This window comes from Streptomyces sp. NPDC025806 (genome assembly GCF_055558275.1).
In genome coordinates this window covers 420,803-442,154 of sequence record NZ_JBVHMU010000005.1, presented here as the reverse complement: position 1 = coordinate 442,154, position 21,352 = coordinate 420,803, and the positions used below count along the sequence as shown (strand labels likewise).

22 protein-coding genes and 2 pseudogenes are annotated in these 21,352 nt (G+C 68.9%); 14 read left to right on the top strand and 10 right to left on the bottom strand.

Annotation, left to right across the window (positions count from 1 at the left end):
- Positions 1-15: 15 nt before the first annotated feature.
- Both ACZ4E1_RS14895 and ACZ4E1_RS14890 read left to right on the top strand, forming a co-directional pair.
- Positions 16-483 (top strand): MarR family winged helix-turn-helix transcriptional regulator, encoded by a 468-nt coding sequence (locus tag ACZ4E1_RS14895; RefSeq protein WP_467539443.1) that lies wholly within the window; start codon positions 16-18, stop codon positions 481-483.
- A gap of 204 nt (positions 484-687) precedes the next feature.
- Positions 688-1,527, top strand: coding sequence for an NmrA family NAD(P)-binding protein (locus ACZ4E1_RS14890; RefSeq protein WP_467539440.1), 840 nt, complete (start codon positions 688-690; stop codon positions 1,525-1,527).
- 132 nt (positions 1,528-1,659) lie between these two features.
- On the opposite strand, the gene ACZ4E1_RS14885 is transcribed toward ACZ4E1_RS14890, so the two are convergent.
- Positions 1,660-2,598 (bottom strand): LysR substrate-binding domain-containing protein, encoded by a 939-nt coding sequence (locus ACZ4E1_RS14885; RefSeq protein WP_467539602.1) that lies wholly within the window; start codon positions 2,596-2,598, stop codon positions 1,660-1,662.
- 90 nt (positions 2,599-2,688) lie between these two features.
- Between ACZ4E1_RS14885 and ACZ4E1_RS14880 the strand changes: the two genes are divergently transcribed.
- Both ACZ4E1_RS14880 and ACZ4E1_RS14875 read left to right on the top strand, forming a co-directional pair.
- Positions 2,689-4,017: an aspartate aminotransferase family protein gene (locus ACZ4E1_RS14880; RefSeq protein WP_467539437.1), complete on the top strand. Its 1,329-nt coding sequence runs from the start codon at positions 2,689-2,691 to the stop codon at positions 4,015-4,017.
- Between the two features lie 84 nt (positions 4,018-4,101).
- A complete protein-coding gene (locus ACZ4E1_RS14875; RefSeq protein WP_467539435.1) occupies positions 4,102-4,533 on the top strand; it encodes a VOC family protein in 432 nt (143 codons plus the stop codon).
- Between the two features lie 144 nt (positions 4,534-4,677).
- Here the strand turns inward: ACZ4E1_RS14875 and ACZ4E1_RS14870 are convergent, their stop codons facing one another.
- On the bottom strand, positions 4,678-5,133 hold the full coding sequence (locus ACZ4E1_RS14870) for a hypothetical protein (RefSeq protein WP_467539433.1): 456 nt from the start codon (positions 5,131-5,133) through the stop codon (positions 4,678-4,680).
- Between the two features lie 292 nt (positions 5,134-5,425).
- Here ACZ4E1_RS14870 and ACZ4E1_RS14865 point away from each other — a divergent pair, with 292 nt between their 5' ends.
- The gene (locus ACZ4E1_RS14865) at positions 5,426-6,028 is read left to right on the top strand and encodes an RNA polymerase sigma factor (RefSeq protein WP_467539431.1); all 603 of its coding nucleotides are present in this window, start codon (positions 5,426-5,428) and stop codon (positions 6,026-6,028) included.
- Positions 6,025-6,396 carry a hypothetical protein gene (locus ACZ4E1_RS14860; RefSeq protein WP_467539429.1) on the top strand — a complete coding sequence of 124 codons (372 nt, stop codon included), beginning with the start codon at positions 6,025-6,027 and terminating at the stop codon, positions 6,394-6,396. The genes ACZ4E1_RS14865 and ACZ4E1_RS14860 overlap by 4 nt, the downstream gene beginning before the upstream one ends.
- 254 nt (positions 6,397-6,650) lie before the next feature.
- Here ACZ4E1_RS14860 and ACZ4E1_RS14855 read toward each other — a convergent pair whose 3' ends face one another.
- Positions 6,651-7,118 (bottom strand): RICIN domain-containing protein, encoded by a 468-nt coding sequence (locus tag ACZ4E1_RS14855; RefSeq protein WP_467539427.1) that lies wholly within the window; start codon positions 7,116-7,118, stop codon positions 6,651-6,653.
- A 297-nt stretch (positions 7,119-7,415) separates the two neighbouring features.
- Between ACZ4E1_RS14855 and ACZ4E1_RS14850 the strand changes: the two genes are divergently transcribed.
- Together ACZ4E1_RS14850 and ACZ4E1_RS14845 are read left to right on the top strand one after the other, a co-directional pair.
- Entirely contained in the window at positions 7,416-8,474 is a 1,059-nt protein-coding gene (locus ACZ4E1_RS14850; RefSeq protein WP_467539425.1) for an AraC-like ligand-binding domain-containing protein, read from the top strand.
- A gap of 113 nt (positions 8,475-8,587) precedes the next feature.
- Positions 8,588-9,709, top strand: a pseudogene (locus ACZ4E1_RS14845) (ATP-binding protein); the annotation flags it as partial.
- Here ACZ4E1_RS14845 and ACZ4E1_RS14840 read toward each other — a convergent pair.
- Both ACZ4E1_RS14840 and ACZ4E1_RS14835 read right to left on the bottom strand, forming a co-directional pair.
- Positions 9,700-10,573, bottom strand: a pseudogene (locus ACZ4E1_RS14840) (CE1758 family FMN-dependent luciferase-like monooxygenase); the annotation flags it as partial. The pseudogenes ACZ4E1_RS14845 and ACZ4E1_RS14840 overlap by 10 nt on opposite strands.
- A 104-nt stretch (positions 10,574-10,677) precedes the next feature.
- Entirely contained in the window at positions 10,678-11,514 is an 837-nt protein-coding gene (locus tag ACZ4E1_RS14835; protein WP_467539423.1) for an alpha/beta fold hydrolase, read from the bottom strand.
- Between the two features lie 228 nt (positions 11,515-11,742).
- Between ACZ4E1_RS14835 and ACZ4E1_RS14830 the strand changes: the two genes are divergently transcribed.
- Positions 11,743-12,366 (top strand): TMEM175 family protein, encoded by a 624-nt coding sequence (locus ACZ4E1_RS14830; protein ID WP_467539421.1) that lies wholly within the window; start codon positions 11,743-11,745, stop codon positions 12,364-12,366.
- Between the two features lie 97 nt (positions 12,367-12,463).
- On the opposite strand, the gene ACZ4E1_RS14825 is transcribed toward ACZ4E1_RS14830, so the two are convergent.
- Complete coding sequence (locus tag ACZ4E1_RS14825; protein ID WP_467539418.1) at positions 12,464-13,444, bottom strand: AraC-like ligand-binding domain-containing protein; 981 nt, start codon at positions 13,442-13,444, stop codon at positions 12,464-12,466.
- A gap of 452 nt (positions 13,445-13,896) precedes the next feature.
- Between ACZ4E1_RS14825 and ACZ4E1_RS14820 the strand changes: the two genes are divergently transcribed.
- The 4 genes from ACZ4E1_RS14820 to ACZ4E1_RS14805 all read left to right on the top strand — a co-directional run bounded on the left by ACZ4E1_RS14820 (position 13,897) and on the right by ACZ4E1_RS14805 (position 17,145).
- Positions 13,897-14,271 (top strand): hypothetical protein, encoded by a 375-nt coding sequence (locus ACZ4E1_RS14820; protein WP_467539416.1) that lies wholly within the window; start codon positions 13,897-13,899, stop codon positions 14,269-14,271.
- 174 nt (positions 14,272-14,445) lie between these two features.
- Positions 14,446-15,234, top strand: coding sequence for a hypothetical protein (locus ACZ4E1_RS14815; protein ID WP_467539414.1), 789 nt, complete (start codon positions 14,446-14,448; stop codon positions 15,232-15,234).
- 412 nt (positions 15,235-15,646) lie between these two features.
- Positions 15,647-16,111, top strand: coding sequence for a MerR family transcriptional regulator (locus ACZ4E1_RS14810; protein ID WP_467539412.1), 465 nt, complete (start codon positions 15,647-15,649; stop codon positions 16,109-16,111).
- Positions 16,112-16,119: 8 nt separating this feature from the next.
- Positions 16,120-17,145: an aldo/keto reductase gene (locus ACZ4E1_RS14805; RefSeq protein WP_467539409.1), complete on the top strand. Its 1,026-nt coding sequence runs from the start codon at positions 16,120-16,122 to the stop codon at positions 17,143-17,145.
- A gap of 40 nt (positions 17,146-17,185) precedes the next feature.
- Here ACZ4E1_RS14805 and ACZ4E1_RS14800 read toward each other — a convergent pair whose 3' ends face one another.
- Positions 17,186-17,515 carry an FAD-dependent oxidoreductase gene (locus ACZ4E1_RS14800; protein WP_467539407.1) on the bottom strand — a complete coding sequence of 110 codons (330 nt, stop codon included), beginning with the start codon at positions 17,513-17,515 and terminating at the stop codon, positions 17,186-17,188.
- 603 nt (positions 17,516-18,118) lie between these two features.
- Between ACZ4E1_RS14800 and ACZ4E1_RS14795 the strand changes: the two genes are divergently transcribed.
- Positions 18,119-18,493 (top strand): hypothetical protein, encoded by a 375-nt coding sequence (locus tag ACZ4E1_RS14795; protein ID WP_467539405.1) that lies wholly within the window; start codon positions 18,119-18,121, stop codon positions 18,491-18,493.
- A gap of 100 nt (positions 18,494-18,593) precedes the next feature.
- Here ACZ4E1_RS14795 and ACZ4E1_RS14790 read toward each other — a convergent pair whose 3' ends face one another.
- The 3 genes from ACZ4E1_RS14790 to ACZ4E1_RS14780 form a co-directional block, all read right to left on the bottom strand.
- Complete coding sequence (locus ACZ4E1_RS14790; protein WP_467539403.1) at positions 18,594-19,724, bottom strand: hypothetical protein; 1,131 nt, start codon at positions 19,722-19,724, stop codon at positions 18,594-18,596.
- 202 nt (positions 19,725-19,926) lie between these two features.
- Positions 19,927-20,655 carry a cysteine hydrolase family protein gene (locus tag ACZ4E1_RS14785; RefSeq protein WP_467539401.1) on the bottom strand — a complete coding sequence of 243 codons (729 nt, stop codon included), beginning with the start codon at positions 20,653-20,655 and terminating at the stop codon, positions 19,927-19,929.
- Positions 20,655-21,239 carry an isochorismatase family protein gene (locus tag ACZ4E1_RS14780; RefSeq protein WP_467539398.1) on the bottom strand — a complete coding sequence of 195 codons (585 nt, stop codon included), beginning with the start codon at positions 21,237-21,239 and terminating at the stop codon, positions 20,655-20,657. Before ACZ4E1_RS14780 ends, ACZ4E1_RS14785 begins: the two co-directional genes overlap by 1 nt.
- Positions 21,240-21,352 lie beyond the last annotated feature (113 nt).

The following is a 21,352-nucleotide window of genomic DNA, read 5'->3' as shown; positions in this document are numbered from 1 at the left end:
CGATAGATTGATTACATGTCAAAGAGTTCTTCCGCCGAGAATGTGCGCTGGCTGGACGCGGACGAGGAACGGGCCTGGCGGGCCTACCGGCGCATGGTGGTCGCCGTGCAGGCCGCCACGGCACGCGACCTGACCGCACTGGGGCTGTCCGAGCCGGACTACGAGGTGCTCAGCACGCTGTCCGAGCGGCCCGAGCACACCAGCACCCTGCGAGAACAGGCCGCCAAGATGCAGTGGTCCCGCAGCCGGCTCTCCCGGCACGCCACCAGGATGGAGGCGCGCGGTCTCCTGCGGCGGGCACCCGACCCGGCGGACGGCAGAGGGTGTTTTCTGGTGCTCACCGAGCACGGTCTGGACACGCTGAAGGATGCCGCGCCCGCCCATGTCGACTCGGTGCGGCGCCACTTCATCGATCGGCTCCCGCCCGAGGACCTCAGCGCCCTCGAACGCATCGCCCGGAAGCTGGAGGGCATCGAAGGCTGACGGCGAACGCCGGTCGGCACACCCACGACGGCGACCGGCGCCACGCTTTCCCATCAAAGTGCCGGCGTTCCACCGCCGGCCATGCACCAGCTCGTCAGTTGGTCAGGCACCGCCCGGCGTCATGAAGGACAGGATCTGTCCTACATGACGCCTAGCGTGCACATCAGGACGTAGGGACAAACCCATGAGTCGGAGGGAATCATCATGATCCTCGTGATCGGCGCGACCGCGCACTTCGGGCGGCAGACGGTGGAGACGCTGGCGGGCGCCGGGAGGCAGGTGCGGGCCTTGTCCCGCACCCCGGAGCGGGCCGGGCTGCCGGAGGGTGTCGAGGTGGTGCGGGGGGACCTGACCGATCCGTCGACACTCGAACCCGCCCTGCACGGCGTGACGGAGCTTCTCCTGGTGCTGCCCTACGGCCTGGACGCGCAGCCACTGTTGGAGCGGGCGCGTCAGGCGGGCGTGCGGCACGTGGTGTTCCTGTCCTCCGGGGCCGTCGTCGACGGCGCGGACCGGCAGCCGGACGTGATCGCCGCCTACCACGCACAGGTGGAACGGCAGATTCGGTCGACCGGCCTCGATTGGACGTTCCTGCGGCTGTTCTTCCCGGCGATCAACTCGCTTGCCTGGGCGATGCAGTTGCAGGGCCGCGATGTGGTCAACGGCCCGTACGCGGCGGCGGCCGCGTCGGTGGTGCACGAGCGTGACGTCGCGGAGGCGGCCGCCGCGGTGCTCGGCTCCCCCGAACATGCCGGCCACGTCTACGAGCTGACGGGCCCTCAGTCGCTCACCCAGACCGAGCAGGTGGCGGAACTCGGCCTCGCCCTGGGCCGGGAACTGCGCTTCGAGGAGGTGGCGGAACAGGCTGTGCACCAGCAGCTCAGTCAGTTCATGGACACCGACTTCGTACGGGCCCTGCTGGACCTGATGGCGGCCACGGTCGGCAAGCCGGCGACGTTGAACGACACCGTCGAGCAGCTGACCGGCCACCCGGCACGCCCCTACGCGCAGTGGGTCGCAGATCACGTGGCGGACTTCCGCTGACGCCGACGCGTCGGCCTGCGGTCTTGAGCCGGCGTCCGTCCCCGACGGACGCCGTACTCACTGCGGATTGAGGGCACTCCTTGCGCTGTGCGACGGGCAGCCGGGGGGGGCAGTGCGGGCGGTGAGGTGCCATCAGGATGGCGAGTGACTCGCTCTGTCACTCATGCCCCGGAAGTGGCGGGTCGGGTCCGGGTTGTGGCGCAGCGCGTCCAGCACGGCGCGGACTGCCGCGCGGGGTGGTGAGCCGCGGCGGATCGCCGCCGTGATTCTGCGTGTCACCGGAGTTGCCAGTTCCCTGGTGGCCACGCGATAGCGGCTGTGGTCGACGGCCAAGCCGGGCAGCAGCGCGATCGACAGGCCTGCCTCTACGTGCTGCAAGGTCATCATGTAGTTGCTGAACCGGCACACCACCCGCGGCTCGAACCCCGCTTGACGGCACAGCCGTTGGGCGAGGTTCGCCATGTACGACTGTGGCATGTCGAACGCCCATGGCTCGTCCGCACAGGCTGCGAGGTCGGCGGCGCCGCGCCCGGCCGCGGGATGCTCGGGCGGGACCACGAGCAGGATCGGGTCCTTGCCCAGCGGTACGAGGTCGAGGTCCGGCCCCAACGGCAGCTCGTCGAAGTCCGTGGTCGTGATGACGATGTCCGCGTCGCCGATCCGCAGCGCGGGTACGCTCGCGTGCGGCTCCAGCTCCAGCAGCTCGATCTCGAGGTGCGGATGCTCGTGCACCAGCCGGGTCACCGTCGGCACGGCAATGGAGTGGATCGCGCTCTGGAACGCCCCCAGCCGCACCAGCCCGGCCGGTTCATCGCCGAACCCCCTCAGCTCCGTCTCGACGCTGTCCATGTGATCGAGAATGGCCCGCGCCCGCCGCGCGAGGATCAGCCCGGCCGAGGTCAGCCGCACCCGGCGTCCCGTTCGTTCAAGGAGCTGGGTGCGTGTCTCGGCCTCGAGCACGGCGAGCTGCTGAGACACACTCGACGGGCTCAGGTTGGCGGCCTGGGCGACCGCCCGGACGGTGCCCAGCGTGTCCAACTGGCTCAGCAGCCGCAGCCTCCAGGGATTCATCACGCTCCCCATTGTGTGCGGTTCTTCCGAACAGAACAGCTGGAATCGTGAGATGGACCTGCCGCTCACGCGGCCCCTACTGTCGCGGACATGGCTGCTTCGACCACCGCTCCCCTGTCCACCGAAACCTTCTGGGCCGACGCCGAGAGGCACCTCGTACGCTACGGCGGCCAATTCACCCACGAGATCATCGAACGCGCCGCCGGCAGTTTCGTGTTCACCGCGGACGGCCGGAAGATCCTCGACTTCACCTCCGGCCAGATGAGCGTGATCCTCGGCCACTCGCACCCCGAGATCGTCGCGACCGTCCGGCGTCAGGTCGCGACCCTCGATCACCTCTACAGCGGCATGCTCAGCCGCCCGGTCGTCGATCTCGCCCGACGTCTCGCCGACACGTTGCCCGCGCCGCTGGAGAAGGCACTGCTCCTGACCACCGGCGCCGAGTCCAACGAAGCCGCGATCCGGATGGCCAAGCTCGTCACCGGCAAGCACGAGATCGTCTCTTTCGCGCGATCCTGGCACGGCATGACCCAGGCCGCCGCGTCCGCCACCTACAGCGCAGGCCGCAAGGGCTACGGACCTGCCGCGCCCGGCAACTTCGCCATCCCCGTGCCGAACGCGTACCGACCCGACTTCACCACGGCCACCGGCTCCCTCGACTGGCGCCGCCAACTGGACTTCGCCTTCGATCTGATCGACGCCCAGTCGACCGGCAGTCTGGCCGCGTGCCTCGTCGAACCGATTCTCAGCTCAGGCGGCATCATCGAGCCGCCGCCCGGGTACTTCGCGGCCCTGCAGAACAAATGCCGGGAACGCGGCATGCTGCTGATCCTCGACGAGGCCCAGACCGGCCTGTGCCGCACGGGGACCTGGTACGCGTTCGAACGCGATGGGGTCGTTCCCGACCTCCTCACCCTGTCCAAGACGCTCGGTGCGGGACTGCCCCTCGCGGCCGTGGTCACGAGCGCCGAGATCGAGCAGGAGGCGTACGAGCGCGGGTTCCTGTTCTTCACCACGCACGTCGCCGACCCGCTCGTGGCCGCGGTCGGCAACACCGTCCTCGACGTCCTGACCGGCGACAAACTCGACGAGCGGGCGCGGACGCTCGGCCTGTTCCTGCGCCAGGGGCTGGAGGACATCGCCGGTCGCCACGAGGTCGTCGGCGACATTCGCGGCCGGGGCCTGCTCGCCGGGCTCGCACTCGTCGTCGACCGCGAGACGAAGCGGAGCTCGGACGAGCTGGGCGCGCGGGTCACCCGGCGCTGCCTCGAGCTCGGCCTGCACATGAACATCGTCCAGCTTCCCGGCATGGGCGGAGTCTTCCGGATCGCACCGCCGCTGACAGCCACCGAGGACGAGCTCTCGCTCGGCCTGGCCATTCTCGACGAGGCGATCGGCGACGCCTGCGCGGCCCTCTGATCATGCTGGTGGTGCCCGGCCGGCGGGGCTCATTCGGGCCTCCCGACCTGGGGATATCAGCAGAGCCCCTGTTATCGTGCGCCGATGTCAACGATCAAACAGATCCAGGTGACCTTCGACTGCGCGGAGCCCGCGCGCCTCGCCGCCTTCTGGTGTGAGGTACTGGGGTACGTCCTACCGGCGGTCCCGGAGGGCTTTGCCACGTGGGAGGAGTACCACCGCACGCTGCCACCCGAGGACGAAATCTACTTCGCGTGCACTGATCCCTCGGGCGTGGGCCCGCGCCTGCTCTTCCAGCGCGTTCCCGAAACCAAGGTCACCAAGAACCGCGTACATCTGGACGTGCGGGCCGGCGCCGGCCTCGTGGGCGAGGAACGCCTGGCCACGCTCGAGGCCGAATGCGCACGGCTGACGGCGCTCGGCGGGAAGCACGTGCTGACGCAGCGCGCCGACGGCATCAACGAGTCGTGCATCACCATGCAGGACATCGAAGGCAACGAGTTCTGCCTCGCCTGATTGCCCTCTGACACTCCCAGGCGGATTGCTGTCTCCGGCCTTGGGCAGCGTCGGGGCGGCCGATAGCGGCTGCCCCGACGCTGCCCAAGGCCGGCCCCCCGCCAGGCCTCTTCCTGGCCACGGCCAGCTGACTTCCCGCAGGGCTCAGAGCTCGATCGGTCGGTACTTCAGAGCTTCGTCGACGACCTGCTCCGCAGGTGCGCCCCGAAGGTTGGCTGAGGGGTGGAAGACCAGGTCGCTCACCCGGGGGTGCGGCACGTTCGCCTCCAGGAGCCGCAGGTAGTAGTCGCTCTCCGGGGCAGCCAGCAGGAGTCTGCGAACGATCTCAACGAGCTCGTCCCGGGTGACGTCCGCAACCACGGGGCGAGCTGGCCGCGCCGCCTCCCGCGCGAACCCCTCCAGGCTGCGGCTTCCGTCGTACTCGGCAAAGTCGAGGGCCCCGTAGTCGTGACCGGTCATCGCGTTGAAGGCCGTGATTGCCTCGTCCGCGGCGTCCCAGTGGGCTTCCAGCAGGCCGGCGATCCGCTCCACCTCGGCACACAGCTCGTCCAGCCGCTGCCGACTCACGGGCGGCGGCAACAACTCCGGTCTCAGGTCCACAGCCACATTGTGTCCGTCCGTGTACATGGTCGGCATCGGCCGGGACAGCACTCCGAACCGTCTCGAGGATCTTCTACGACTAGGTGAATCCTTTTCGGGCTTCCCCGCCTCTTATCCGTGTACCGGCCGCGTGGGCCGACGGAAATCAGGAGGAAACCATGGTCGTTGGCATCGTAGTGATCGGCGCGCTGCTGGTGTCCGCGTGCAGCGTGCACCTCATGAGGCGCTGGAAGAAGAGCCGTAGCTGACCCATGCCTTCGCGCCCAGCGCCTTCCGTGTAGGAGCAGTACACATGACACGACGCTCACCCTGGCCGGACGATCGGCTGATCAAGGCCGCCCAGGACGGCGACGTCACTTCGCTCACCGCTGTCGTCATCGAATCGCAGCCTCATGTGCGCAAGTTCGCCCTGTCGCTGTGCGCCTCACCGCAGGACGCGGAGGACGCGGCGCAGGAGGCGTTGATCATTCTGTACCGGAAGATCGGCACGCTGCGGGCCACCGGCGCGCTCGCCTCATGGATGTTCCGGATCGTGCGCAACGAATGCCTCCGGCAGGTACGGCTGCTCGTCTCGCGCGGTGACCAGGAGGCAGCGGCCGAGCCGGAGCCGTGCGCGGAGCAGTCCGCCGAGGAAGCGGTGCTGCGCCGGATGGAAGCGGAGCGGATCGCGGCCGCGGTGAGTGCTCTTCCTCGTGACCAGCGGCAGGTCCTGATCATGCGGGACATCCAGGGCCTGCCCGGCAACGCCGTCGCCCGGTCACTCGGTCTCAGTAACGCCGCGATGAAGTCACGGCTGCACCGAGCCCGCGCAGCACTGCGTCACGCACTCGCACTGACCGACCCATCAGCCGACCGAACAGCCGACCAAGCAGCCGAAGGAGAGGCACGGACATGAACACTGCGCAAACCGCGAAGCGCACGAACACCCCGGCCGACGTACATCCCGCAGCGCCCCAGCCGAACTTCGCCAGCAAGTCCGTCCCGCGCCACTTGGCGCGCGGCGCCATCGGCTTCGGGCTGATCGCCGGCTCGATCGCCCTGGTGCCCGTCGCCGGCCCAGCCACCCTGCTGGCAGCCCCGCTGGCTCTGATCGCCTTCCGCGGCTGCCCCACCTGCTGGATGGTCGGCCTGGCGCAGACCATCTCCCGCGGTCGCCTCGAACGCAACTGCGTGGACGGCGTCTGCACCCTCTCCAAGGCGGAACCGAAGGGGACCACGGACGCGCCGACACCCGACATCACCGTCCCGGCCACGCCGCAGTGACCACCCGTCCAGCGAAGACCGTCGGCCGCACACCGGCCGGCGGACGCCGTGTCCAAGGGAACGGCGGCGAGCCAATCGTCATCGGCGTGTCGAACGAGGTCTCGGCACCCACCTCCTCCCGCCTTGGCAGGACGCGCGGAAGGCTCTCGGGGACGGCGCCGAGGGTGGTTGAAGAGGATGTCGTCGAGCTCGAGATGCCTCGTGAGGCCTGCGGCGCCCGTGGCCGTCAACCACGCTCACGAGGCATCGAGCGGTCAGCGATACATGGCCCATAGCTGTGAGTTGCCGCCGGTGCACCTGGTGAGGTTGACGTGGCTAACGCCGTTGGCGTCCGGGAGTTGCTCGCCAAGACACGTCCCGGTCACGCTGTTCTGCAGCTCGAAGCCCACGGCTGTGGGGGCGAAAGCCCATAGGGCTGCTTTGTCGCCGGACAGGCAAGGCCTCATCACGGCCTCACCGTTGCGGGCGACCATGCACAACCTGTCCCCCACGTTCTGCCTCAGCTCCGAGAGCTCGAAGGCCGTGTTGTTGATCAGCCAGGTCTGGTACGCGCCCTCGTTGCACCCCGTCGCGTAGGGCCCGTAGTCGGATCGGTAGTCCAGACAGTGGCCTGTGGCCACGTTCTTGAAGTGCATGTAGGCCGATGCCGCGCCGGCCGGCGTGGTGCTCAGTCCCCATCCCAGAGCAGCGGCCGCAACCACAGCGGCAACTTTCTTCAACAAGGTGGTCTCCCTCGAAGCGTCCCGGTGTGACGAGCGTCACCGAACAGTAAACAGGGGAAGCCAGTCGCCCGTTGGCCCTCTGCCGGAACTCAGGACCATCGTCCGTGGGCGTGCCGTTGACTCACGGCATGGCCGGGCATCGGGTGCCTCGCCGGTGATGAGGCCGCGATCCCTGAGTTGCGGCGCTCGGTAGCGACGACGCGCGAAGTAGTCACGTGATCTAGCGGATTCGCGTGATGTGCCGCGCGGGCGTGGTTGAAAGTCTGGTGTCCCGCACCCCCCTGAAGGACACAGCACATGCAGATGGATCCACCGAGATCAGAGGCAGCAGCACCCGTTTCCTGCACTCATTACGCCGCGGACACCGTTCCCGCCGCGCGGCGCCGGACCTTCTGGCGTGAGGCCCTGGCCCGGACGTTCGGCGGCGTGGACATCGCCGTGCCCGAGGAGGTGCGGTTCGGCACCATCCGCACCGCGGCGCTGGGACGCGTGCAGGCGGTCACGGTGGAGAGCGAGCCGCAGATGGCACGCCGGACCCGAAGGCTCATCGCGTGTGCTGACAATGAGAACTACGTGGTCGTGAAGCTGTTGAGCCGGGGCGGTGCCCGCATCGAGCAGGATGCGCGGGACAGCGTGGTGAGAGCAGGGCAGCTCTTCGTCTACGACATGGCGCGCCCCATCAGCCTGGCACTCCCGGAACCGTTCCAGACGAAGTCCCTGGTGCTGCCGCGCACAGTCCTCGGTCTGGGAGAGGCGGACGTGGCCCGGATCACGGCCACCCCGCTCGGCACCGAGTCGGCGATCGGCGGTCTTCTCTCGCCGTTCCTGTCGCAGTTGGTGGACACGGCCGAGTCGTGCCCGGAGCCGGCCGGTGAGCTCGTGGCCCGGAACGTGGTCGATCTGCTCACGGTCCTGGCCGACGAGCGCCGGGGCGCGGAAACCATGGAGTCACCCAGCGGTTCCCGGGTGCTGCTCACGCGGATCCGCGCGTTCATCGACGGCAATCTGAGTGATCCGGACCTGACTCCTGAGGTCGTGGCCCGCGCCCACCACATCTCCGTGCGCTACCTGCACAAGCTGTTCGAGGGCGAGGGCGTCACGGTCAGCCGGTGGATCCAGCGCCGGCGTCTCGAGGAGTGCCGGCGGACGCTGGCGCGCAGGGACGCGACGCGTACCACGGTCGCCGCGGTCGCCCACCGGTGGGGATTCACGAGCGCCTCACATTTCAGCCGGGTGTTCCGGGCCGCGTACGGACAGTCCCCCGTCGACTGGAGGGACTCCGCGGCAGCAGCGCTCGGCGCACCAGCCACCCGGCCGGCCGAGGGGAACGAGGCGGCGCACCGCGAGGCCTTGTGATCATCTGTCAATTGTGCGATGAGCTGCAGTTCTTGTCATAGTGACCCCCTGAGGTCGCTCCATCACCGTTGGCGGTGGCGGGGAGCGGTCCACTTGTATCAGGGGAGGGCAAGGTGGCGGGGTCGGGCGGACCTCTGTCCCGCAGCGGGTTGCGGGGCCGGGAGTCGGAGCTCGCGGAACTGCGTACCCTCATCGCCTCCGTAGCCCGTGACGGCTGCGGCGCTGTCGCCCTGCTGCGTGGCGAGGCGGGCATCGGAAAGAGCACGCTGCTCGCGGAGGCCATCGCGCTGGCGGAGGGCGCCGGGTACTCCACCGGTCTCGGCAAGGCCGACGAGCTGCATCACCTCGTGCCACTGTCCTCGCTGGCAGGCTGCCTTCTGGGTGGTGCCCGGCCTTTGCTGTCCGGTGACGCCTTCGCCGACCTCGCCCGCCATCACGACCAGCGGATCCGGCTCGTGGAGCGACTCGCCGAAGTGATCGAGGCGCGGGCCGGCCACACGCCGGTGCTCATCGCACTCGACGACGTGCAATGGGCCGACCAGCTGAGTCGCTTCGCGCTGCGGCAGCTGCCCGCACGGCTCCGGAGCTCCCCTGTCCTGTGGCTGCTGACAGGTCGTTCAGGTCCCACGGCCTCCGGCGAGGAGATCCTCACCGCCGCGCGTGGCCGGCTGCCGGTGAGCAGCTTCCAGCTGGGGCCGCTGTCTTCCGCGGCCATGAGTCGGCTCGCCGGGGACACCCTCGGCACGGACGTCGACGAGCCGACCCGGATTCTCCTCGAGGGTGCCGGTGGAAATCCCTTCCTCGCGGTGGAGTTGCTTCAGGGACTGCGTTTCGAAGGTGGCTCGGAAGGGGCTTCCGACCGGACCGCGGAACAGGAACGGCTCCGCGACCGGGACCCGAAGATCGAGGTGCAGGGGGGCGGCCTGTCGCTCCATGACACAGCGGGGTCGGTGCCGACCGGGCTCGTGGCGGGGGTACGCGGCAGGATCGACTCGCTCGGCCCGGATACGCGTGACTTCCTGCGGATGGGGGCCGTTCTCGGCCGCCAGTTCGCCTTCGCCGACGCGGCGGCGCTCTGCGGGCGGCCGCCGGCCGCGCTCATCACGGCGCTCGACGAAGCGGTGCGGACGGGGCTGCTCGAGGACGACGGCAAACTCCTTTCCTTCCGGCACGACCTGCTGCGCCGGGCTGTCTACAGCGACATTCCGCCGTCGGCGCGCAACGCGCTGCACCGAGCGTCGATGACCGGCTGGGGAGACCCCACCGTCAGCGGCGTCTGCTCGGTGAACTCCTCGAGAGACGGCCCGTGGCCGTACACGGGTGCGTTGTCGAAGTAGGGACGGAACTCCCTCATGGCGTCCTGGGAGTTCTTCCGCATGAAGACCTGTCCGCCGAGGCCGACGATGGCGTCCTCCGGCCGACCGTGACCGTGGTGCGCGAATCGGCGGCGGTACAGCTGCACCATGCGCCGGGTGTGGTGGGCCGGCCAGAAGATGTTGTTGTGGAAGAAGCCGTCGCCGTAATACGCGGCCTGCTCCGCGATCTCGGGGGTTCTGATGGATCCGTGCCACACGAAGGGCGGGAGGCCGTCCAGGGGCCGCGGCGTGGAGGTGAAGGCCTGGAGCGGCGTTCGGAACGTGCCCTCCCAGTCCACGACGTCCTCCCGCCAGAGTCTGCGCAGCAGAGCGTAGTTCTCCTTGGCCAGGTCGATGCCCTGGCGGATGTCCTGGCCGAACCACGGGTAGACCGGGCCGGTGTTGCCGCGCCCCAGCATGAGGTCGACGCGGCCGTCGGCCAGATGCTGGAGCATCGCGTAGTCCTCGGCGATCTTCACCGGGTCGTTGGTGGTGATCAGCGTGGTGGCGGTGGACAGGATCAGTTTCTCTGTGCGTGCCGCGATGTGGCCGAGCATGGTCGTAGGCGACGACGGGACGAACGGGGGGGTTGTGGTGCTCGCCGGTCGCGAAGACGTCGAGTCCGACTTCCTCGGCCTTGAGCGCGATGGCGACCATCGCCTTGATGCGTTCGCGTTCTGTCGGAGTACGGCCGTCGGTGGGGTCGGGGGTCACGTCCCCGACGGTGAAGATGCCGAACTGCATGGGGTGTGGTTCTCCTGAACTCGTCCGGTTCCCATGCCTGGGAACGATGATGCCGGGGTGACGCCTGGACACAGGCGTCACCCCGGCGGGTCGAACGCGCGGCGCTACTTCGCCAGGAAGGCGAGCAGGGCGCTGTTGACCTCCTCGGCGTGGGTCCACAGCAGACCGTGCGGAGCACCCTCGATCTCGACGTAGTCGGCCGCCGGCAGCGCCTTGTGGAAGGGGCGTGCCGTGCCCTCGGCCGGCAGGATGCGGTCGGCGGTTCCGTGCAGGATCAGGGCCGGCACGTCGACGGTGGGGATGTCGGCGCGGAAGTCGGTGTACCAGGTCGCGGGCGCGGCGGACGCGGCGAAGGAGCCGCCGCGGGCGGCGGTGTCCCAGCTGTTGCGGACGGCCTCCTCGCTGATGCGGGTGCCCAGGTTCTCGTCGAGGTTGTAGAAGTCGTTGAAGAAGGCCGTGTAGTAGGCGTAGCGGTCGGCCTTGACCGCGGCGACGACTCCGTCGAAGAACTCCTGCGGAGCGACACCGTCCGGGTTGTCGTCGCTCTTGAGGAGGCAGGGCTCGAGCGAGGCCAGGAAGGCGACCTTGGCGACGCGGTCCGTGCCGTACGTGGAGACGTAGCGAGCCACCTCGCCCGTGCCCATCGAGAAGCCCACGAGGACCGCGTCGTGCAGGTCGAGGGTCTCCATCATGGTGTTCAGGTCGCCGGCGAAGGTGTCGTAGTCGTAGCCGGTGGCCGGCTGCGAGGACAGCCCGAATCCGCGGCGGTCGTACGTGATCACGCGGTGGCCGGCGTCGAGCAGCGCGGCGGTCTGCCGCTCCCAGGAGTGGCCGTCGAGCGGAAAGCCATGAATGAGGACGACCGGCTGTCCGGCGCCCTGGTCCTCGTAGTACAGCTCGATGGGACTGGTGTTCTCCTGGCCCACGGTGATGTACGGCATGGAACGTCTCCTCGATGTGAATCGATACGAAATAGCAGGTCCGCGCACTGTTCGGCGGGGATGAGAGTGAAGCTACGGCCGAGGAGGAACCGCCGGTTGCCGCGTCACGCACTACGTCTTGTCCACGAGTGCATCGTTGTGCTCCGGGCTGACACAGGCGCCGCACCCGTCAAAATGGCGCCGACCACCACATGCCACCCGGGCGTGGTGGCAGAAGGGGACTGTGCGATGAACAAGAACAGGCTGGAGGCCTTCAGCGATGGTGTCCTGGCCATCATCATCACCATCATGGTGCTGAGCCTGAAGGTGCCGGACGGTGACAGCCTGTCAGCGCTGCGGCACACCACCGGTAACGCGCTGCTCAGCTACCTGGTGTCGTTCGTCTACGTGGGTATCTACTGGAACAATCATCACCACACGCTGCAACTGGTGACCCGCATCGACGGCAGTGTTCTCTGGGCCAATCTCGGCCTCCTCTTCTTCCTATCCTTCCTGCCGTTCACGACAGCGTGGATGGACGAAACCGACTTCGCTCAGACGCCCGTCGTCGTCTACGGCATAGATCTCCTCCTGATCGCCCTTGCGTACTTCGTGCTGCAGGCTGCGATCGTCAGGCTCCAGGGGGAACGTTCTCCGCTGCGTCAGGCAGTCGGGCGCGACAGGAAGGGCAAGGCTTCCGTGGCCCTCTACCTGGTGGGGATCCTGGCCGCCGCGATCGACGGGAGCACCGCACGCATAGGGGTGTGGATCGGGCTCGGCACCTTCGTCGCTGTGGCCGTGATCTGGGTGATCCCGGACCGCCGCCTCGACCGGGCCTTCCACCACTCCCACCACGACTCCGAGGCACTGTAGCCACAGTCGAGGTGTGAGTGAGGATGGCCGATTCGGCCGGCAGGGCGTTCAACTCGGCGAGGGCTACAAGGCCCAAGACCTGCGTGCGCACCAGCAGTTACGTTCCGTGGGTGTACTGCAGGGCGCGGGCGCGATAGTCGCCGGGGGTGATGCCGTACACAGCGCGGAAGGTGCGGCCGAAGGCGGTGGCGCTGGTGAAGCCCCAGCGCGCGGCGATCGACTGGACGGGGTCACGGGCCAGTTCGGGGCGGGCCAGATCGGCGCGGCAGTGTTCGAGGCGGCGTCGGCGGATCGCGGCGGCGACACTTTCCGGCTCATCGCGGAAGAGGGCATACAGGCTGCGCAGGGAGAGGTGGTGTCGTTCGGCGATGAGGCGCGGGGTCAGGTCCGGGTCTGCCGCATGGTGATCGATGAAGGAACGGATCTGTCGCAACAGCAGGTGGGATCGTAGTTCGGCGGGCTGCTGCGCGGTGGAACCGAGGTGTCCTGCCAGGCAGGAGGCGGCCAGATCCACCGCCATCGTTTGCAGCACCTCCAGCTCACCGGGCCGGCAGTCGGGACCTTTGCGCGCGAGGTCACTCAGGAATCCGGCCAGGATCCCGGGCAGGCCCGCGCCTCCGCGGATCCGCCGGGCCAGAAGCTGATCCATGTGCTGCGAGCGCAGCGGCATACGGTCCTTGGGGATCTGCAGGACGAGGACATCCACGCCGCGGCCGTCGGTTCCCGAGCCGGAACGGTAGGGGCGCGAGGTGTCCCACAGGGCCATGTCGCCGACCGACAGTTCGGCCTCCCCGTCCTGCTGGGCGAACCAAGCCGATCCGCTGGTGACCAGGGCGAGTTGGTACTGCTCCGGGTCCCCCTGCCGGATCAGGGCCGGGGTGCGCCGCGAGTACAGCGGGGCGTAGCTGAAGCGGGCGAGGCGGGCCTCACCCAAGGCGAGCTGTCCGCCGTGCGCGTAGAAGCCGTGCGGGTTCGGGGTGTCGAAGGCCGTGGGCAGCAGCACCTCGGACACCGTCTGCGCGAACCACTCGAATCTGCTCTCCGGCGGCACGTCGGCCGCCGTCATCTGCTCCCACACCGTCCGCACTCCCCCGATTCACGGCACTCCCGGCGCGGGGTCCCCGTCCCCGGCCGGCCGTCAGCAGTGTCATCGACCGGGCAGGATCGCGCCACCTTCTGCTCGGCGCGCCGCACCGGGAGGCCCGCCGCGGGCCCCGGCCGCCTGCGAGGTGTGCCGGCCCGGGCTGCACGGAACGGACAGAAAGCCTGCACGGGCTGCACAGCTCGTCCGTTCCGCGCGATCTACGCTCCCTCCTGAATCCTGTTCGTACCGCCTTGAACGACCTCTTGGAGCAGCGCGACACAACGGGCAGCGTCCGTCTCGTCGGCGTCGGGCGGTCGCGACGCGGTGCCGACGAGGGACGGTTGGGCGGAGCACTTGCCGCGGATCCGGCGGCAGCCGCTCCAAGCTCGCCCTCAAGCCTCTGCAGAATCCCCGCCCAACTCGACCGGACGAAAGGCAACTTGCCCGTGCTGAAGCACATCACCTCCCGAATCGGTTCCCTCATCGCCGGTTCGGCTCTGGCCACGGCCGCCCTGATCACAGCGGCCGCACCGGCCACGGCCGGCACCAGCGGCCAGCAGATAGCCATATCCACGCGCTACTCCGACGTGGTCCAGATGTGTGGCAACAACCAGAACGACGTGCGCGTCTGCACCGGATGGATCCCGACCCCCGACTACTGGACCAAGATCAACGGATGGTGGTGGAAGGGCGAGGTCGAATTCTGGGGGATTCAGTACGACGCACCCGGCGGCTACGAAACGCACCGGTACTCCTACTGCTACGTGCCCCCGTCCCAGGCGGATGACTGGACCTGGTGCGACGAGGCCGGCGACCTCTGACCGCGGCGCCGACGGATGAAAGGAAGGGCGCCGGGTCCGACTGCCCCGACGCCCTTCACCCGCTATCGGCCGGGCTCCCTGCGCGGCTCGACGCCGGCGGGCCGCCCACCCGCGCGGTCGAGCAGCGCCTCAGGAACCCTGTCCTCCGCTGATCCGTCCTGCCAGGATCACCCCATGGCTTCTCGGGTGGACGGGGCTGACGTCGAGCACAAGGATCGTCTCCTGGTGCGGCGTTGGATGGAGACGGAGCGGCCGCCGCTGCCTCCCGACCGGCTGATCGGCGGGCTTCAGATCACCCGCTTCTACGGCGGCCTGCTGATCGGGACGGTGGTCAAGGCGCCGTTGCTCTCGTCGGGGCAGGTGACACTGGGAGCGTGGGCGGTGGACAGTGGTCTGCGGCTGCTCATCGCGCCCGCGGCCCTCGCCGGCACCTCGCTCGTGGTCGTGGTGGTGTACGCCTTCGCGGCCCGCCGCGGGCTCGGAGACCGGCTCTGGCCCCGCCTGCGGGGGCCCGCCGTCGCCCTGGGGGCGTTCTTCGGGCATGTGCTGCTGACGGTCGCGAGCGTCGCGGCGATCCTGTGGGCGTCGTACGCGCGCTCCGATCACAGCCTGCACGGTGCGGTGGTCGTCCCGATCCTCGTGGTGGCCACCTACGCCTGCGCACGCGGCTTCGGTTTCGTACTGTTCGCGATCCCCGCGCTGTCACGTCACATGTTCCGGACCGTGGAACTTCACCCCGCTCTGCCTGCGGTGATCACCGTCGTGTTCGTCTGGGCGCTCGTCCTGCAGGACCTCTTCTTCCCTGTCGCCGACTGGCCCGTGCAGGCCACGCTGCTGTCGGCCGGCGGAGCCGTCGCGGCGACGGTCATCGCCCTCATCGAGCTCCGCCGACTGCGCGCCCGTCACAGCATCCGACTGCGCACCGTCTTCATCGCCCCGGGGGGTGGCGGCACCGGCGGATAGCTCTGGGCGTCCACTGTGTGATCGAGAGCGCCGGTCGGGAACGTGGGGCTGGCAGCAGGACTTGAGGCCGGGGCAGGCAGGTGGAACACGGGGTCCGTGCGCACGCCCGGGCGCGTAGGGTTCCAGCGTGAGGAGCTGCTGCAGAGCCGGCGGCAACCGTGGGCCGCGCGGCGGGACATGTTCATGTTTTCGCTGCTGAACTGTGAGGGGCGCTCTCGCCGGGCCCACCTGGTGTTCAGACCGACAGCACACCAGCGTCATGATCAAGGGCCCGAACGATACATCACGATCACCACACCGATGGCCAACGCCGGCGAGCGCCGGGGCCGGATCCGCTCCAACAGGAACGACGAACACGAGGCGACCACCGAGGCTTGCTTCAAGTGCACTTTAGGGTTCTAGCGTGGTCGGCATGACGGTGACCGACAGCACTTCCGTGAAGTCCCCGCCCCTGGATGCCTGCGTGCCCGTGGGGCCGGCCCATCCGCGCCCCGACGGCCAGGACCGCTACACGATCAGCGAGGTCGCGGCATACACCGGGCTCAGCGCGCCCACCCTGCGTTGGTACGAGCAGATCGGTCTGATGCCGCAGGTGGAGCGGTCGCACAGCGGCCAGCGCCGTTTCGACAACAGGGATCTGGACTGGCTCGCCTTCGTGGGCAAACTGCGGCTGACCGGGATGCCGATCGCCGACATGGTCCGCTTCGCGGGGCTGGTCCGCCAGGGCCAGGTCACCTTCGACGAACGGCGGGACATTCTGGAAGAAACGCGGCGCGAGGTCGTGGCGCGCATCGCGGAGCTGCAGGACACCGTCGCCGCACTCGACGCCAAGATCGACTTCTATGCGGGCGCCCGCCGGGCGCCGGAAAGGGCCTGAGCGCCTTCATGAGCAACACCATCGAACAGATCCGCAAGGTCGAACTGGGCACCGGCGGCCCCCTCGTCGGCGTCCAGGGCTTCGGTGCCATGGGCATCAGCGTCGCCTACGGACACACGGACACCGCGGCGGCCCGCGACACCCTGGAGGCCACCGTCGAGGCGGGCGTCACCCTCATCGACACCGCCGACATGTACGGCGTCGGCGCCAACGAGGAGTTCCTCGCGCCGTTCGTCGCCGCGCACCGCGACGAGATCACTCTGGCCACCAAGTTCGGCATCGAGTACCGCGCCGACGACCCGAGCCACCGGGCCATCCGCAACGAACCCGCGTACATCAAGAAGGCCGTCGAGGCGAGCCTGCGCCGCCTGGACGTCGAGGTCATCGACCTCTACTACATGCACCGCCGCGATCCCGCCGTCCCGCTCGCCGAGGCCGTCGGCGCCATGGGCGAACTGGTGCGGGAGGGCAAGGTCAAGCACCTCGGCCTGAGCGAGGTCACCGGTGCCGAGCTGCGCGAGGCGCACGCAGTGCACCCGATCAGCGCCCTGCAGTCGGAGTGGTCGGTCTTCAGCCGGGACGTCGAGCGCAGCGCGGTGGGCGCGGCGGCCGAGCTCGGGGTCGCCTTCGTGCCGTACTCGCCGCTCGGCAGGGGTTTTCTGACCGGTGCCTTCACCGACGCGAGCAAAGACCTCTCCAGCAACGACTTCCGGCAGCAGATGCCGCGCTTCAGCGGCGACAACGCCAAGGCGAACGCCGCGCTCCTGGAACCCCTGCACACCATCGCGGCCGACCATGGCGCCACCACGGCGCAGATCGCCCTGGCCTGGTTGCAGCAGCGGGCGCAGGTGCACGGCCTGACCGTCGTGCCGATCCCCGGAACGCGTCGGCGCAGCCGCCTCCTCGAGAACGCCGCAGCCACCCGGATCACGCTGACCGCCGAGGAACTGGCGCTGCTGGAGCCGATCGCCGGCCAGGTGGCGGGCGACCGCTACGCGGACATGTCCGTCACCGCCACGGCCCGGGAGGTCTAGGCCGACCGCGTGCGGCCATGGGCCCTGCGGGGCCCATGCGTCAGGGCGTGATCCCCAGGTCGGTGAGCAGCTCGTCGGCCGCGGCGAGGCCGGAGTCCGCGCCGCCTTCCATATAGCCGCCCGCGCCCACGGAGGTGTGTTCGCCCGCGAAGTGGGTTGCCCTGCCGGACCGCCTCGTAGCCCCCGTACTCCGGGTAGTAGCCGGTCGGCAGGCCCGCGTACGAACCGTGGGAGTTCGGTTGAGGTGCCATGCGGCGAGCGTCGCGCGGCCGTCCCACCGCGTGGTCAGGCCCGGGAAGACGGTGTCGAACTGGGCGAGGACGTCCCTGGCGTATCCGCGGGTGTGCAGGTCGGATGCGGTGGTGAACACGCACGTCGGCGAGAAGTCGGTCGCGTGCGCTCCGCCGGGACAAGGCTGGCCCCAACGCAACCGGCCGCAGCAGGAGTACGACCGCCGCGAGGACGCCTTCACCCGGGCCGACGCCCGCATGCGGAAGCTGATCGCGGAACATCCCCGCGCCGAACGCATCGACCGGAGCCAGCACCGGACCCGCTTCCGCGAGCCCGGCCGCCCCTCCGAGACGTGCACGGTGACGGGCCCCGCGCGGCCCCGGCCAGAAGGTGTACGCCGCACTCTGGGGCGTCAGCGTGATCCACCACCCCGAGGGCTCACCGGCACCCTCCGGGAACTCGACGTGAATCTGTCGCTGCCGCGCGACGCCGCTCCGGCCCCTGACCACGCTCCGGTACGGCACGGTGCCCCCTCATCTGCGAATTCCCCACCGCTGACATCAGAGCCGTAGTCGTGATCATCAGGCCGAAAACCGCCGCAGGTCACCCAACAGGCATGCAGAAGTACAGAGTTGGGAGGAACTGACTGTCAGTGGGCGTCGCTACCGTCGTATGTCGTGCCGAGGACAACCCGGCTCCACCCCGGGGACCGCACCGCCCCCTTCTGTCAGTGAGGACTCCCGTGACCTACGTTCGCCCCCACGTTCGTCGAGACGGCACCTTCGTCAAGGGCCACTACCGCGCATCCCGCCCGCTGACGGCGGTGCGCACCAGCACGCACCGCCGTCCGCGTCCCACCGTTCCGACGCCCCAGCCCGTGCAGCACGCCCCGACCACCTACGTCCGCCCCTACCACCGCTCCGACGGAACCCGTGTTCGCGGACATCACCGGACCATCAGCCAGCGCACGATCACGGTCGCAGCCGGCACGAGCGGCGCGGGGATCGTCGTACTCGTGCTGATCCTGCTGGCACTGGCCGGCAGCGGCAGCGACGCGGGCACGAAGCCGGCCGGCACCACCTCGCACTCCGCCACCCCGTCGGCCACCCGCCGGTAGCCGAGCCGGCAGCGACACCGGGCCCCGTCATGCGTGAGCACCGGCCGCCGTGGCGGCTCCCCGTGAAACGGTGCGGGGAGCCGCCGCGCGTCGCCGGTGACTAGTGCGGGACGGGGCACACGCCGGACGCGGTCGCGGTGGTGACCGTGTTGTACGACGGGGCGGACAGGGTCGTCACCGTGTTGCTGCCGATCTGCTTGAGGATCTCGTCGGAGAGCAGGTCCTGCTGGCCCTTGAGGGCGTCGGCGACCACGGTGTCCTTCGGGAACACCATCTCGGCGGCGATGTTGTCCTGCACGATGCGGGCGAGGTTGTCGAGCGCGGTGAAGATCGGGTCGGCCGGCGGCTCGAGGCCGGGCAGGTCGATGAGGTGCGTGGCGACCTTCGCCGCGTTCATGCAGTCCTTGATGATGATCGTGTTCTGGTTGAGGACACTGGTCGTCCACTGGGAGATCACCACGCAGTACAGATCGGCCCAGTCCTCCTCGCCGACCTTCGCACGCCAGGTCTTCATGATCTCCCGTACGCCGCTGATCTGGGCGTCCGAGGCATGCTCCATGTTGGTGCGGATGTCGGGGTAGACGCTGCCGGAGAAGTCCTCGAAGGACTTCATGTCGAAGTACTTGGCGGTGATCGACGCGTTGATGAACTTCAGGCCGCCGTCGATGATGTTGCGGCAGGACGTGGTCAGCGCGGCGGGCAGGCCGGCCGCGGAGAGGTTGTTGCGTGCGGTGGTGAGCTTGGCCGCGTACGCCTTGAGGGGCTCGATCCACGCGGTGGACGTGTCGTCATTGAACGCCACCATCACCAGATCGTGCGGGTCGATGCGGTCCGCGTTGGGCAGGTTCGGGATCTTGTCCGCGAGGTAGGAGGCGATCACCGAGAAGATCCCGAGCGGGACGTGAGCGATGGACTTCGCCAGCTCGAACGTCTGCGGTACGGGGTTGCTGGACTCCTGGCCGTCCTTGGTCACGAGGGTGAACCGGCCGCCCTTGGCGTCGTTCTGGACCACGACGACCGGGGCGAGGTGTTTGATCAACTCTGCTTTGAGGGTGGCGTAGTTGGCGCGCATGCCCGCGTTGACCGCGAAGAGCGACTCCCGCGCCTGCGCCTGGGTGACGGCCGGGGCCGGCGCTTCCGTGTCCGCGGCGCTCGGGGTCGCCGAGTAGCCGAGCAGGGCAGCGGTGCTGATGCCGGTAGCGCCGCCTATAAATCCTCTGCGCGTAGCCATCTTCGTTTTCTCCATGTGGATCTGGGTGTGGGTTGCTTGTGCATGGGGGGGTTCTCGTTCATGGGGGGAAACCTTTGTCTGGGGGGATTGCGGGGGGATGGGGGCAGTTGGGGGGCAAGAGATGCGGGAACAGGCGCCCGGGCCCTGGGCGCCTTCCCTCGGTGATGTCGGTGGTGCTGGTGGTGCCGGTCGTGCTGTGTGGCTACTTGATGTCGCGCTGCTTGGGCACCACCACGCCGAAGCGGTCCTGGATGGTGGCGAGCGCGGCCTCGTGCACCTGCTTCGCCGGGATGCCGCGGGGGTTGCCGTTTACGGGCAGCGGCCGGGTGGCGGAGGCGTCGCCGACGACGGTCGGGTTGTAGCCGGCGTAGACGGCGCCCTCGGTGGTGAAGAGGGTGCACATGTGCGTCATGAAGCCGGAGATGATGACGTTCTTGCGGCCGGTCTTCTTGAGCTCTTCGTCGAGGTTCGTGTCGTGGAAGCCGTTGGGGACGGCCTTCTCGACGACGGCCTCGCCCTTGGCGGGCTTGAGGTCGGGGATGATCTGCCCGGCCTTCGACTTGAGGTCGTAGCCCTTCTCCACGATGTGGACGACCGGCGTGTGGGCCTTGCGGGCGCGCTCCAGAAGGGCCTTGGTGTTCTTGACGGCCTCGCGCCAGCCGGTGAGCTCCATCGTGCCGTCGGTGTAGACGTTCTGGTAGTCCACGAGGATCAGCGTGGCGTTCGACAGCTTCGCCGGAGTCTCGTCCAGCTTCATCAGCTGACGCAGCGTCGTCGTGTCCTTGGCGTAGTTCTTCTCGTGGCTCTTCTCGTTGCGCTGGTCACGGCTGTCGGTCAGGGTGGCGGCCGCTGAGCCGCCGACGCAGGCGGAGACGGTGGCCGCGAGGACGGCGGCGGCGCCGAGCGCGGCGGCGGAACGGAGCAGCTTCATCAGACGATCTCCTTCTGGGACACGACGACGACCCCGTACAGGTCGGCGATGGTGGCGAGAGCTCCCTGGTGCACCTGCTCGGCGGGGACATCGGCGCCCGCGACCGGGAGCGAACGGGTGGCGGTGGCCTCGGCGACGACCGTGGGGCGGTGGCCGCCCAGGAACGCGCCCTGCGCCGTGAACGCGACGCACATGTGTGTCATCCAGCCGGCGATGACGACGTCCTGGCCCTCGGTGAGGTGCGTGGCGAGGTCCGTACCGACGAACGCGTTCGGGACCTGCTTGACCACGACGGGCTCGCCGTCGACGGGCGCGACCTTGGGGTGGATCTGGCCGATCTCGGCCCGGATGTCGTACGGGGTGCCCTCGCCGCCGTCGTTGATGACGTGGACGACCTTGGTGCCCGCCGCACGGGCCCGCGCGAGGAGCTGCGCGGCGGCGTCGAGGGACGCCTCCCATCCGTCGAGCTCCATCACGCCCTGGGTGTAGGTGTTCTGGAAGTCGATGAGGATCAGCGTCGAGCCGTCCAGCTTCGCGGGCGTCTCGTCGAAGCCGTTGAGCTCGCGCAGCGTGGTTCGGGACATGGGTGTACCGCCTTCGGATCACAGATGGGAGGCGCGACCCGGAGTGTTCACCGGGCCACGTCTGCAACGCTATGACCCGGCGCTTGCGTCGGCAATGACGTCTAACATGCAGA